Source organism: Natrinema versiforme JCM 10478, assembly GCF_000337195.1.
GTDB classification, from domain to species: domain Archaea; phylum Halobacteriota; class Halobacteria; order Halobacteriales; family Natrialbaceae; genus Natrinema; species Natrinema versiforme.
This window is the reverse complement of the sequence record NZ_AOID01000055.1, coordinates 1-12953: the sequence shown is the minus strand read 5'-3', so window position 1 is coordinate 12953 and position 12953 is coordinate 1. Positions and strand designations below refer to the sequence as shown.

The window sequence follows — 12953 nt, the reverse complement described above, 5'->3', positions numbered from 1 at the left end:
TCGACGCGCAGGGGACCGCTGACTACCGAGAAATCACCCGGCAATCCGTTACTGCGGGAACGACCCGCGATCACGACGATCGAACGCGGTCGCGCCACTGCATTCCGATCAGTCCGCGGCGTGGCGCGGGATGTGGCCGCAGTCGATGCACTGCCACGATTTGCCGCCGAACGTGAGATCGCCATCGCAATCGGGACAGCGGGACGGTTGTACGACTGGCTGCTGGGGCTCGGTCATCGTTCGCTCTTCGGCGGAGGCCATGTTAAATCTTCTCCCCCAATACCGCCGCTAACGGTCCGCGAACCGGGGTCGAGAGCCGGGAAATCCGTTCGTGGCCGACGGTGTGACTCGAGTGTTCCCGTCGAACAGCCGTTATGTATTGGGAAACGATCGATGCCGATCGACGATCACGGCGGCCGAACGATCGGCCGTAGATTACCGCCGGTACCGACGCCACTGTCCGGTTGTATCCGAATCCGCATTCAATCGGATAGACGCTCCTGTGCGAACGCGTTCGTCGCTTAGTTCGCCAGCCGTGAACGCGGAACCTCTCTTGGGGGCGATTCGCTCGTCGTCGTTTGGCCCCGTTCTATCGCTCAGTTTCGCTCGAAGCGACCCCACTCTTCCCCTGTGTCCACGGAAAGTGACCCGTGTTTCCCACCCCAGGCGGCGAACGGGTCGGTCATTCGGCGTCGCGAGCCGGCTATTTACAGCCATATCTTTGTAACTGCTTACTTTCATCATTATTTTGCCATTGAGTCACGCTCCGAAGAGACCGGTCCCGTCCACCTATTGGTTCGTATCGGGAACCGCTCTCATCATTCCCTCGAGTAAAACATGACCCTACCGTTCGGTGTCATCTGACACGTCGTCTCGCTCGGCAGTCTATTCGCCACTCCCGAACAGTCTTACCGCCGCGTACAGGCCGAGCGACGGACTGATAATACGATTCGGAGCGACAGGGGGATCGTCGCGATTAATGATATAACACTGATGTCTTTCGGAGGGAGCGTCGAGGAATCGCCCCGTTCCCGATACCGACGGCCGGTCGTTGAGCGACACTCAACCACAACACTTGTACGATAGGCCTCAGTGACATCCGGTATGGCAGACGACTCGAGTGGCGGGCGACGAACGAAAGTCGAGCGAGTGATGGACCAGTACGGGCTCGAGGAGTGGGGAGAGCGCCTGGAGGCCGAGTGGATCGGCGATGGGACGGAGCGAACGAGTCTGCGCGACCTCGCGACCGAGTTCAATCAGGCCGTGCTCCGTGCGGCCGTGCGCGAAGCGGGCGCGTCCGTGCTCGATACCGATATCGACTCCCTCTACCGAACACTGACCGACGACGACGTGTCTCGATCCGACGCGGTTCGCAAACGCCGCGAACTCGAGCGATCGGGGGTCGACATCGACGACGTTCGATCGGACTTCGTCACCCACCAGACGATTTACACGTATCTCACGAACGTTCGCGACGCCTCGCTTCCCGAGGAGGACAGCGAGGATCGCATCGAACGGAAGAAAGAAACCGTCCAGCGACTCGCGGGCCGCACGCAGGTCATCACCGAGTCCACGCTCGACGAGTTACGCAATGCCGGAGAGCTCACGGACAAGGACTACGAGGTGTTCGTCGATGTCCGCGCCATCTGCGGCCAGTGCGGGGCCGACTACCCCATCGCCGACCTGCTCGATCAGGGTGGCTGTGACTGCGACGAGACGGAGCCCGCCTGATCGGCGGTCCGAAAACAGCCGTAACCAAATAGCATTTATATTCAGCGGCGAGAAACGACCCGTATGTCATCTCCGGAGTCAGTGTCATCGGCGATTACCGTCGCGGCGGAGAATATCGGCGGGATCGACAGTACCGAGGTCACACTCGAACCCGGCGTCAACGTCCTGACCGGCCGGAACGCGACGAACCGGACATCGTTCCTCCAGACGATCATGGCGGCGCTTGGCAGCCGGCGCTCCTCGCTGAAAGGCGACGCGGACGCCGGCAGCGTCGAACTGTCTTTCGACGACGAACAGTACACGCGCTATCTCGAGCGGCGCAACGGCGAGGTCGTCTTCGACGGCGACCCCTACCTCGACGATCCGGAACTCGCGGACCTCTTTGCGTTCCTGCTCGAGTCCAACGAGGCGCGCCGAGCCGTCAGAGCCGGCGACGACCTCCGCGAACTCATCATGCGACCGATCGATACGGACGAGATCGAGGCCGAAATCAACAGGCTCGAGACCGAAAAGCGCGACTTGGATCAGCGTCTCGAGGAGCTCTCGCGACTCGACGCTGAACTCCCCGACCTCGAGGAGGACCGGGTCGCACTCGAAGACGAGATCGAGACCACGACCGAACGGATCGACGAACTCGAGGCGGAACTCGACGAGTTCGATCTCGACGTCGAAGCGAGTCGCGAACGGAAAGAGGAGATCGAGTCGGCCTTCGCCGATCTCCAGGAGGCACGAACCGAACTCGAGTCCATCGAGTACGATCTCGAGACCGAACGGGAGAGCTACGCGGAACTCGAGCGGGAACGCGACGAACTCGAGACGGACCTCGAGGAGGTCGACGACACCCAAGAGTCGCCGGAGCGACTCGAGGGGCGAGTCCAGGAGCTTCGCTCCCGAAAGCGATCCCTCGATACGACCGTCAGCGAACTCCAGAGCGTGATCCGATTCAACGAGGAGCGACTCGAGGACGACGGCTTCGAGTTCGATCTCGAGGAGTCGGCCGAACAAAGCGACGACGGCGACGGTGACGGCGACATCACCGAGCAACTCCTCGGCGACTCGAGCGACGTCATCTGTTGGACGTGCGGCTCGCAGGTCGACCGCGAACGGATCGAATCGACGCTCGATCGACTGCGCTCGCTCCGCCAGGAGAAACTCGACGAGCGAAGCGATCTGCAGGAACAGATCGACGACCTCTCCACCCGACGCAAGGAACTCCGCCAGCAAACGCAAAAACGCAGCCGGATCGAGACGCGACTCGAGGCGATCGCGGACGAACTCGAGCGCCGCGAACAGCGCATCGAGGAACTCGAGGCCGACCTCGAGGACCAGCAAAAACGCGTCGACGAACTCGAATCGGATGCTGAGACGTTCGAGGACGCCGAATACGGAGACGTCATCGAGGCCCACCGCGACCTGAACCGGCTCGAACTCGACCTCGAGGACCTCGAGGAGGAACGCGACGAGGTCCAAGACCGGATCGACGAGATCGAGGCGAAGATCGAGGAACGCAGCGAGGTCGAGGACCGCCGCGAGACCATCGAGGACGAACTGACCGATCTCCGGACTCGCGTCGATCGGATCGAAGCCAACGCCGTCGACGCGTTCAACGACCACATGGAGTCGATCCTCTCGATCCTCGAGTACCGGAACATCGACCGCATCTGGATCGAACGGCGCGAGAAGACGGTCCGAGAGGGCCGGCGGAAGGTCTCGCGAACCGCGTTCGACCTCCACATCGTCCGGACGACCGAGGACGGCCGGACCTACGAGGACACCGTCGACCACCTCTCGGAGAGCGAACGCGAGGTCACCGGACTGGTCTTCGCGCTCGCGGGCTATCTCGTCCACGACGTCTACGAGGTCGTCCCGTTCATGCTTTTGGACTCCCTCGAGGCGATCGACTCGAACCGGATCGCGGACCTCGTCGAGTACTTCGAGGAGTACGTCGACTGCCTCGTCGTTGCCCTGCTGCGCGAAGACGCCGAGGCGCTGTCCGAATCGTACGCGTACGTCGAAGAGATCTAACCGCGAGCGCCGTCGGATCTTCGATTCGACCGCGGTTGTGCGCTTTCGGCTTGCGTTCCGTTCCCGATCGGCCGCCTATACGTCCCACTGCCCGGTTATTGGCTAAGCATGAACGAAATCAGAGAGTACCGTAGATGTAACTACTTTCATAGAGGTATACTCGAGTATATAGATCCGATTTCGGCGTCTATCTCGGATCGCTCCTACCCGATCAGATAGACATCAGAAGGGCGTTTGCGACAGATGAAGTGGAGCTGACTGCCGGTTGGTAGGGGGTTCGAAGCTCTGGTCAAAAGTCCGGAAATCGCCTGAATCCGGCGTTCAATGGGTATATCCCGACATCTCAATCTGCCCGGACTGTGATTCCAGTTACGGCATATATCATATAACAAAATTACTATCGGATTCGAGAGTACGCCGTGAGTATTCGATCCGATCCGGACGGATCGTCAGAAGTGATACGCGTCGCTCGAGCAGCGGTAGCGATACCGAAACGGCGGCCTATTCCGGCAAGCAGCGCGCGACGCGGCCGACCCTTGCCGAGACGAGCGGTGGGCCGGCGTTGCATTTGCAGTTGAAAGCTACAATATCGCCCTCGTCCTGTTTGTCGTGTGAACTGTTACTCGATGACATCGAGATGCTCGAGGAAACCGTGGCTGACGCGATTGTCGAACCGGAACCGGCACAGAGACGACCGCAGGCCCGCTCGAGTCGGGAGTCACGTGGTCGAACATGAGTAGCGCACTGTCGACGGCGATTCCGGAAACGCTTCGATCGGGAGCGATCGTGCAGAGTTACTCGGCGGCGGACGGGGGCGATAGCCGAGGGAAGCGGCTGGCCACCATGGCCGCCGGCGGACTCCTCCTCGCTGCCGGGCTCAGGCGACGGTCGCTCAGCGGGACGGTACTGGCCGGCGGCGGCGGCTGGCTGGTCGCTCGTGGAGTCAGTGGGTCTGATCGCCCGGTCCGGACGCTCGCCTCGGCGATTCGCGACCGCGACGGTGTCGGGGCTGGCGTCCCCGAGGGGATGCCGACCGTGGAGCGATCGATAACGGTCGGCGCACCCGCCGATGAACTCTCGGAGTACTGGCACGACCCCGAGCAGTTGACACGGATTATGGGTCCCTTCGCCGAGATAACCGGAGCCGGCGAGGACCGACTTCACTGGGAACTGGAAACGCCCCGCGGACCGAACCTGACGTGGGAGACGGAGATCACGGCCGACGAACCCGGCGAGTCCCTGCGCTGGGAATCGCTCGAGGGGACGACGATCCCCCACGAGGGCGAAGTGCGCTTCCGGTCGGCGGCGGGTGACCGGGGCACGGTCGTCACGCTCCGATTGCAGTTCGATCCGCCGGCCGGGAGTCTGGGTGCCGCCGCGTTTCAGCGGCTCGGTATCGTCCCCGAAACGGTCGCGAAGAAGGCGCTCCGCCGATTCAAGAGCCTCGTCGAGACGGGCGAGATCCCGTCGCTCGAGCACAATCCGTCCGCGCGCGGGAGCGGTGATCTGCTATGACCGGTGAGAGCGCGTGAGGGCACTCTGCTGGCACGACGTCAACGACCTGCGGGTCCGGTCGGTTCCGGATCCGGAGATCGTCAACCCGCGCGACGTCGTCCTCCGAGTGACCATGACCACGCCGTGTGGTTCGGATCTGCACTTCATCGACGGCTACCTCCCGACGATGCGCGAGGGGGACGTGATCGGCCACGAGTTCATGGGGGAGGTCGTCGAAACCGGCCGCAAGGTCGAGGACGTCTCGGCGGGCGATCGGGTGGTCGTCCCCTCCTTTATCGGCTGCGGAAGCTGTGGCTACTGTCGGGACGACCTGTGGTCGCTCTGTGACAACACGAACCCGAACGCGGAACTGCAGGAACCGATCCTCGGCGATACGACGGCCGGCATCTACGGCTATACGCACGCCTTCGGCGGCTACGCCGGTTCCCACGCGGAGTACGTCCGGGTTCCCCACGCCGACGAGAACTGCTTTCACGTCCCCGACGAACTCGAGGCCGAGCAGGCGCTGTTCGCGTCCGACGCGTGGGCGACCGGCTACATGGGCGCGGACTTCTGTGACATTCGAGACGGCGATACCGTCGCCGTCTGGGGCTGTGGCGGAGTCGGCCTCATGGCACAGCACAGCGCCGCCCTCATGGGTGCCGAGCGCGTCATCGGTATCGATCGGTTCCCCGAGCGCCTGCGAGCGGCCAGAAACGAGGCGGGGTCCGAGACGATCGACTACACCGCGGTCGACAGCGTCGTCGACACGCTCAAAGAGATGACGGGCGGCCGCGGCCCCGACGCCTGCATCGACGCCGTCGGGATGGAAGCCCACGGAACCGGGATCGAATACGCCTACGATCGCGCGAAGCAGTCCCTGCGCCTCCACACCGACCGCGGGACCGCGCTCCGGCAGGCGATCCGCGCCTGTAAGAAGGGCGGCACCCTCTCGATCCTCGGCGTCTACGGCCTCCTCGACAAGTTCCCGATGGGCGTGGTGATGAACAAGGGTCTCACCGTCCGCACCGCCCAACAGTACGGGCAACGGTACGTTCCGGAACTGCTCGAGTACGCCGCGGAGGGAGACCTGGACCCGTCGTATCTGGCGACCCACGAGCGGTCGCTCGAGGAGGGGCCGGCGGCCTACGATATGTTCAAGCACAAGGAGGACGGCTGTATTCGACCGGTCCTGACGCCCTGAACCGGCGCTGGAAAGCCGGGCGTCGCGGGGCGAGTTGGTGGCGGAGCGGGACTCAGTCGCTCGGCGACGTTTCGGGACGGTAGCCGCGACTGATGACCTTCCAGTGGCCCGCGGCGAACCGGTAGTACGTGACGACGGCGGGGACGAGCGTCTCCAAGACCAGCGCCGCGTAGAGCGCCCCGATTCCGAGCGGGGGGATTAGCTCGAGGACCGGAATCGGGACCGAGACGGCACCGAAGGCGGCGACGGGGAGCGCGAACACGTACAGCCCGAGTAGCTGGCCGTAGAACGGCCACCGAGTGTCACCGCTCGCGCGGAGCGGGCCGGTCGCGCCGCCGCTGACGCCGCGGAAGATGACGCTCACGCAGGCGACGACGATGAAAGTGGTCACGAGCGGCAGGATCGACGGATCGTCGACGAAGAGCCGACCCACCTGCTCGGCAAAGACGAGCACGAGGGTCGCGCTGAAGAGGTAGACGGCGACGCCGAACCAGAGCACCTCGTGGCCGTAAATATCGGCGTTGCCCTCGTCGCCGGTGCCGAGTTCCTGTCCGACCAGACTACTCGAGGCGAGCGAGAAGCCCCAGCCGGGCGTGTCCATCAGGTCCCGAACCCGGCGGGCGATGACGTAGGCCGCGACCACGTTCGGCCCGAACAGCGCGACGATGGCGAGCATCGGGAACTGTGCGGCCCGCCGGGCGACGTTCGTAAACAGCAGCGGCGCGCCGATATCGATCACGTCGCGGACGTCCGCGAGAGTCGTGTACGGCCGCGAGAGGCTGATCGTCACGGGGAACTCGCCGATCAGCGGGAGTCGTCCGAGGGTAAAGCCGGTGATGAACGCCGCCAGCACGAGGACGTTCGCCAGCACCGTCCCGATCGCCGCGCCCACGACGCCCATCTCGAGGACGAACAACAGGACGGCGTTGACGGCGACGTTGACGATGGCACCGCCCGCTCGGAGGGTCATGGGCGTCCACGCGTCGTCTGCCCCGACGAGGGTTCGGCTCCCGATCAGATTCAGGCCCGCAAAGGGGACCCCGAGGGCGACGACCCGGAGGTAGTCCGCGCCGTAGGACAGCGATGCAGCGTCGTCGCCGACGAGCGAGATCAGCCGTTCCGGAACGGTCCAGTAGAGGGCCGCGAGCGGGACCGTAATCGCGACGACGACGAGCGCGCTCGTCGTCACCGCAAGCGATAGCTCTTCGGTTGCCTGCGCGCTGTAGCGTTGGGAGACCAGACTGATCGTCGCGCCGGCGATCCCACCGCCGACCCCGAAGGTGAGCGCCCAGAAGGGGGTCGCGAAGCCGACGCCAGCGATCGCTGCCGGGCCGAGGGCGATCCCGACCATCGCCACGTCCGCCGCGGACTTCGACATCCGGGCGACTCCCGTGACGATCCGCGGCCACGCCAGATCGGTCGTCCGCTCGACGCGGCGGCCATCGACGATCCCGGCCCGCGCGAGCAGATAGCCGATCGACAGCAGGAGCCAACGGAACGGATTCGGCACTCGAGAAGCCACGCTCGAGTCTTCACGCCTCAGCGCTAAAACGCTTTATACCTCAGCGATACGTCATGGTCGATAACCCGCTATCGACGGCGTTAGCGGCAGTATGCGAGTGACTCGGTCACGTATTATTCCACGTCAATGTGTCCCGGGGCGGGCCAGCAACGGCGTGTCCCACTCGAGTCGTCGTGTCACCCGTCGCGGTCGACGCGCGGGTGCAGGCAGTACTGGCTTGTCCCGGAACGGCCCACCCACGGACATGAGTACACGGCTTTCCGAGTCCGCCGTCGGAAAAACGGTCGAGAGCGCGAACGGCGAGGTGATCGGGACCGTCGCGGCGGTCGAAGGGGACACCGCCGTCGTCGAACCGAACCCGGGCGTGATGGATTCGATCAGGGCAGCCCTCGGCTGGGAACGGGCACACGAGGATACGGTGATGATCCACGAGGACGCGATCGAAACCGTCGGCGACGACGTGATTCGACTCGAGTCGGACCCCGAAGCACCGGACACGCAAGCCGGGACCGACGAGCCGGCTCACAGTCCCGAGGCGGACGAGCCGGTCCTCGAGACCGAGGGCGGAGCCGCCGATTCCGACGGACTCGAGCGAGATAGCGCCGCCGATCGAGATCGGGTCCGCGACGAGGGGATTGCCGAGGTCGAACGTGCGGGGCCAGCGGGTGAAGCGGACCGAACTGAACCGACGGAGCAGACGGCGGAGCCGAACGGCGCTGACGGGCCAGTGAGAGCCGACGGGACGCATCCTGCGGCGGACACTACGGAGGATGAGGCAGGCACCCATGCCGATGAGTCAGGGGTCGATGCCGACCCGCTTCGAACCGACGAGCGAGCGTCGCTCGAGGCCTCGAGCGCGGCCGACGAGGCGGTCGACACCGACTCGCGAGACGGACTCGAGGAGACCGCCGTGATCGACGAAACCGCGTCCACGGACGCGCCGGACGCGGCGGGGGCGACCGACACTGCGGGGCCGACCGCGGTTGAGGGGACCGATCGGACCGACGAGTCGGTCGACGACGCCGACCTCGAGGACTCGTCCCGGAGCGACGAGACACCGGCGACACCGACGGCAGACGATTCGACAGCGGAAACTCCCGATCAGGGGGCACAGGGGGTGTCCGACGAGGAGGTCTCGGCGGTCGATATGGCCGACGTACGCGGTGTGACCGACGGGGAACCGTCGACGGAAAACGAGCCGGACGACGAAGCCGCGAGCGACGACGAACGATCGGACTCGGAACCGAACCTCTCCGGGGCGGTCACCGGCGGCGTCGACAGCGGGTCGCTCGAGGACGTTAGCGATGGCTTGGACGAGGCTGACGAACGGAGTCCGACCGCGGATACCGATCTGGCGGCCGAACTGGACACCGGGGTCGACATCGAGTCAGTCAGCGATGCCAGCGGCGCTGAAACGGACACCGACGAGCCGGAAGCGGGTGCCGACACGAGCGACGTGGCCGACCGACTGGACCGCGGCCCTGACCTCGAGTCGGTCGTCGACAGCGACGACGCCGACGAACGCGAGCGTGGTACGGACTCGAGTGGGACCGCGGAGATGGACCTGGCCGCCAAGCTAGCGACCGGTCCCGATCTCGAATCGGTCGCAGACGCGGGTCGCGACCCCAGCGTTGGCATCGAACCCGACGCGATCGAAGGGGAGCCGACCGATCCCGAACGGGGCGTCGACGCGGTCGACCGCCGGATCGTGACCGACGAAACCGGCGGCATCGACCGTCGGCCCGCCGAGACGGCCGGTGAGCGAGATCGAACGGCCCTCGAGAGCATCGAGCCGGGGTCCGAAGCCGCGGCGGCCGAAGCGATGTCGACCGACGACGATCGGAATCGAGCATCCGGGCCGCTTTCGGCCGCCGTCGCCGTCCAGCGAGCGGCGCTCAAACCGGGGAGGAACGCTCTCGAGCGCGGGCTCGAGTTCCAACGGGAGATCGCCCGCCGGACCCTCTCCGGACAGGTCGCGCTGCAGCGCCAGCAACTGTCGCTTCTCGAGACGGCCGCCAGCACGCCTATCGAAGTCGCCGCCGCGATGGCGACAGTCGGTAAGCGCGCGGTCGGCGGCCGACTCGAACGCGTCGTCGGGCTCGATGCAACCGACCGCGAACGCCTCGCGGACGCAGGCATTACCTCGCTCGAGGACCTCGCCCGAGCGGACTCCGAGACAGTCGCCGAGGCCGCCGGCGTCACCGAGACCCGTGCGGAGCGCTGGATCGAGCAAGCCGACGCCTGAGCGGTCCCGAGGGTTGCCGGTCATCGCCGTCGATCTCCCGGCCTCGAGGCCGAGTTCGATCGTGGCTGAACCCGCGACTCGAGCGGTCGATGTCGTTCGGCTTTATTGTACTCGAGGGCGTTGGTCGCGAAAGACGCAGGTATCCGATAATGACGACTGACGATCGATACAAGCTGTTCGGCGTATACATCTCCGAGCCGGTCTTCGACGCGCTCGAGTCGCACCTCTACGAGGAAGCCGGCGTCGTCGACTACGACAACTACTTCGACGGCACCGACGCGGTCCCGGCGGGCGATCCCGGTGCCGACGCGACCGACCGGCTCGTCTCGGACGTCGTCGCCGACTTCGCCGATCTCTACGACGAGGCGGATTTCGAGGCTGCTCGAGCGGTCGCGTCCGATTCGTTCGTCCTCGCCCACCTCGCCGCCGAGCCACAGACGGTGACCCGCGCCCGCGAACGCTTTCAGGCGGCCGCCACGATTCAGGAGACGGACAGCCGAACGGTCCACACCGCTATTTTGTCGGCGTATCTCGCCCGGGAGAACGGAACCGGACTCGACCAGTAGCAACTCGGCGGCTCGGTGGTGAGACGGCGGCCCAGATTTCGGTTGTCTCGGGAACCGGCGACCCGTCAGGCCTCCTGCAGTTCGATAATACTCACCCAGTGGTCGGCGTATTCGGCCTCATGATCGCTCGCCGCCTCGTTCGCGTCGGCCCAGTCCGCGTGCTCGCGCTCGAGGTCGCACCCGTCGCACTGTAGCTGGTAGGGCATGTGTGTTCGTAGCACTCAAGGGGGCTTAAGTTTCGTCGCTGCTTGCTCGGGCAGAGAACAAATTGGATAGTGCCCCATTCAGATCGTAAATGGTTTTATAAATGGAATTTAAGTATTCATAAGATCCACCGAGAAAAGCACCACGAGCGTCACGAGTACAGCGGTAGCAGTGACCGAAAGCAACACTATTCCGGAGACACTCTCGACTAAACGGACACGAACTCATCGCGATCGACAAGTGGCTCCCAAGCACGGAGCCAACACCCTCTGACCTCGATCTCACTGACGGTCACGAGTATCGAACCCGCTACTAGCGCTGTCGGAACTGTAGCCAGGACCGAAATCATCGCGACGAGTTCTAGGACCAATGCAAGACGCCAGCACTACCGACCCCACTCGAGGCGGAAGGGGACCCGATCGAGGATCAGCAATCCCGGCGTGCAGTAACCGAGGAGATGGATGTCCGGTTCGCCAAGGTGGGCTCAACCTACGAGGTCGTCAGTGAGAGCCGGAACACATACGAACTCGACATCAAGGCAGAGACCTGTAGCTGCCCAGATTTCGAACAATGCCAGCCAAAGAGTGGCTGGAAGCATCTTCGACGTGTTGATCTCGAGATTACATTCTCTATAAAAACGTTATAGACCTATAACTTCTTTCTACCTCCCAGTCAAGCCTACTCGTATGCGAATAACTGAAGTTGAGACATTTATTGTCGATGCGGACTGGCGCAACTGGTTTTTGTCCAAGTGAAAATGGATGAGGGAATTACAGGTGTCGGTGAAGCACTGAGTGGAGAAGGCTTGACTGCTGCCCTCGAAGCAACCGCAGATGCACACAAACACTACCTCATCGGCGAAAATCCACTAAACCGGAAACAGATCAGTCGGAAACTTCGCCGCAATCCGTTTGCATGGCGAGCCGGAAAACTGATCAACGCAGTCGCGGCTGCGTTCGATATCCCCTCTGGGACATCGCCGGTAAGTACCATGACGAACCCGTTTGGAAGCTTCTCGGCGGCAAAGTCGTGATGAAATTCCTGTTTACGCCAACGGTTGGCATATCGGTGAACGGACCCGGAAAACTACGCTCACCACGCGAAGAAAGCCGTCGAAGAGCAAGAATATCCCGCCCTCAAATGTGATCCGTTCGCCCACTACGAGTACTCTCCATTGGAGGCGTTCGAACGACTTCCGGATTCACCCCACTTCTTGTGTAATCTCACGAATTGTGCTTCCACGTCGGCCGATTACAAGTCCTGGTTTCTCGGCCTCGATTAGCACCTCCCCAGTCATCGGATGGAACTCGAGGTTTTGGACGTTCCCTCATCGGGAACTACGTTATAGATCACCGCCTCAGCTTTTGACGGACTGGATTGGCTCCCCGTAACCGGTCAAATCGTTACTCGTTTGCGGAGAGCATTGGCAAGACTCCCAAGAAGACTATCATCTTTTGCGAATTCTTGCGGGTTCTCGGTGTAAATAACGAGGTCTGGAACCTCATACTGGATGTCCGTGACATCTAGATGAGACGGGGACTTCTTTTCTAACGCTGTCGTACAAGTCGGAGTTAGTTGTATCACTCATGTGATTGCAATCTCGTCGTCTCGGCCTCGGTAATTATAGGCCCATCATCAAGAGACCGATTAGACAAAAATATACAAAATATATTTATAGATTGAATTGATAAAGGGGGTATTAAATAGGTATTATTGTATTTGTGACGAAGAATAAATAGCTTTGCAACGGGGCACTACCGTGACATAGCCAAAACTGTCAGAACACAATCTGTTCGCCGGTTCGACGAAAGGACTAGGTCCTCTCCCCTTTGACTCGACTTGGATCGCCGTACAATGTTGCTATCTAGAATATAAGTATGAGTGGAAGCGGCGAAACGAATTTCCCAGAGGGTCGCCCACTCCAGTACTGACCGTAACGTAGGCGAGCTTATCTTCCGTGTT

At 62.9% G+C, this 12953-nt stretch carries 12 protein-coding genes and 1 pseudogene; 8 read left to right on the top strand and 5 right to left on the bottom strand.

Going from position 1 to position 12953, the window contains the following annotated elements:
- Nucleotides 1-108: 108 nt before the first annotated feature.
- Nucleotides 109-261, bottom strand: a complete 153-nt coding sequence (locus C489_RS21950) for a hypothetical protein (protein ID WP_160163651.1) — start codon at nt 259-261, stop codon at nt 109-111.
- Nucleotides 262-1104: 843 nt separating this feature from the next.
- On the opposite strand from C489_RS21950, the gene rdfA reads away from it, so the two are divergent.
- From rdfA to C489_RS17875, 4 genes are all read left to right on the top strand, one after another.
- Nucleotides 1105-1731 (top strand): rod-determining factor RdfA, encoded by a 627-nt coding sequence (gene rdfA, locus C489_RS17890; protein ID WP_006432754.1) that lies wholly within the window; start codon nt 1105-1107, stop codon nt 1729-1731.
- A gap of 63 nt (nt 1732-1794) precedes the next feature.
- On the top strand, nt 1795-3756 hold the full coding sequence (locus C489_RS17885) for an archaea-specific SMC-related protein (protein ID WP_049891028.1): 1962 nt from the start codon (nt 1795-1797) through the stop codon (nt 3754-3756).
- A gap of 732 nt (nt 3757-4488) precedes the next feature.
- Nucleotides 4489-5271 (top strand): SRPBCC family protein, encoded by a 783-nt coding sequence (locus tag C489_RS17880; protein WP_006432752.1) that lies wholly within the window; start codon nt 4489-4491, stop codon nt 5269-5271.
- 13 nt (nt 5272-5284) lie between these two features.
- On the top strand, nt 5285-6454 hold the full coding sequence (locus C489_RS17875; protein WP_006432751.1) for a zinc-dependent alcohol dehydrogenase: 1170 nt from the start codon (nt 5285-5287) through the stop codon (nt 6452-6454).
- Nucleotides 6455-6506: 52 nt separating this feature from the next.
- Here C489_RS17875 and C489_RS17870 read toward each other — a convergent pair whose 3' ends face one another.
- A complete protein-coding gene (locus tag C489_RS17870) occupies nt 6507-7964 on the bottom strand; it encodes an MATE family efflux transporter (RefSeq protein ID WP_006432750.1) in 1458 nt (485 codons plus the stop codon).
- A gap of 256 nt (nt 7965-8220) precedes the next feature.
- Here C489_RS17870 and C489_RS21670 point away from each other — a divergent pair, with 256 nt between their 5' ends.
- Complete coding sequence (locus tag C489_RS21670; RefSeq protein WP_006432749.1) at nt 8221-10221, top strand: helix-hairpin-helix domain-containing protein; 2001 nt, start codon at nt 8221-8223, stop codon at nt 10219-10221.
- Nucleotides 10222-10370: 149 nt separating this feature from the next.
- A complete protein-coding gene (locus tag C489_RS17860; protein WP_006432748.1) occupies nt 10371-10787 on the top strand; it encodes a hypothetical protein in 417 nt (138 codons plus the stop codon).
- A gap of 65 nt (nt 10788-10852) precedes the next feature.
- Here the strand turns inward: C489_RS17860 and C489_RS22305 are convergent, their stop codons facing one another.
- On the bottom strand, nt 10853-10993 hold the full coding sequence (locus C489_RS22305; protein ID WP_006432747.1) for a hypothetical protein: 141 nt from the start codon (nt 10991-10993) through the stop codon (nt 10853-10855).
- A 114-nt stretch (nt 10994-11107) separates the two neighbouring features.
- Between C489_RS22305 and C489_RS22680 the strand changes: the two are divergent.
- Nucleotides 11108-11637 (top strand): annotated as a pseudogene (locus C489_RS22680) (hypothetical protein).
- A 111-nt stretch (nt 11638-11748) separates the two neighbouring features.
- The gene (locus C489_RS22675; RefSeq protein WP_239642072.1) at nt 11749-12024 is read left to right on the top strand and encodes a hypothetical protein; all 276 of its coding nucleotides are present in this window, start codon (nt 11749-11751) and stop codon (nt 12022-12024) included.
- Between the two features lie 168 nt (nt 12025-12192).
- Here C489_RS22675 and C489_RS22670 read toward each other — a convergent pair whose 3' ends face one another.
- Together C489_RS22670 and C489_RS22665 are read right to left on the bottom strand one after the other, a co-directional pair.
- Nucleotides 12193-12288, bottom strand: coding sequence for a KH domain-containing protein (locus tag C489_RS22670; protein ID WP_239642071.1), 96 nt, complete (start codon nt 12286-12288; stop codon nt 12193-12195).
- Nucleotides 12289-12386: 98 nt separating this feature from the next.
- Nucleotides 12387-12575, bottom strand: coding sequence for a hypothetical protein (locus tag C489_RS22665; RefSeq protein WP_239642070.1), 189 nt, complete (start codon nt 12573-12575; stop codon nt 12387-12389).
- Between the last annotated feature and the right edge of the window lie 378 nt (nt 12576-12953).

What these genes read in the sequence shown, in the direction of transcription:
- C489_RS21950 (WP_160163651.1), bottom strand. Translation starts at nt 261, where the DNA reads ATGGCCTCCGCCGAAGAGCGAACGATGACCGAGCCCCAGCAGCCAGTC.
- rdfA (WP_006432754.1), top strand. Translation starts at nt 1,105, where the DNA reads ATGGCAGACGACTCGAGTGGCGGGCGACGAACGAAAGTCGAGCGAGTG.
- C489_RS17885 (WP_049891028.1), top strand. Translation starts at nt 1,795, where the DNA reads ATGTCATCTCCGGAGTCAGTGTCATCGGCGATTACCGTCGCGGCGGAG.
- C489_RS17880 (WP_006432752.1), top strand. Translation starts at nt 4,489, where the DNA reads ATGAGTAGCGCACTGTCGACGGCGATTCCGGAAACGCTTCGATCGGGA.
- C489_RS21670 (WP_006432749.1), top strand. Translation starts at nt 8,221, where the DNA reads ATGAGTACACGGCTTTCCGAGTCCGCCGTCGGAAAAACGGTCGAGAGC.
- C489_RS17860 (WP_006432748.1), top strand. Translation starts at nt 10,371, where the DNA reads ATGACGACTGACGATCGATACAAGCTGTTCGGCGTATACATCTCCGAG.
- C489_RS22305 (WP_006432747.1), bottom strand. Translation starts at nt 10,993, where the DNA reads ATGCCCTACCAGCTACAGTGCGACGGGTGCGACCTCGAGCGCGAGCAC.
- C489_RS22675 (WP_239642072.1), top strand. Translation starts at nt 11,749, where the DNA reads ATGGATGAGGGAATTACAGGTGTCGGTGAAGCACTGAGTGGAGAAGGC.
- C489_RS22670 (WP_239642071.1), bottom strand. Translation starts at nt 12,288, where the DNA reads ATGACTGGGGAGGTGCTAATCGAGGCCGAGAAACCAGGACTTGTAATC.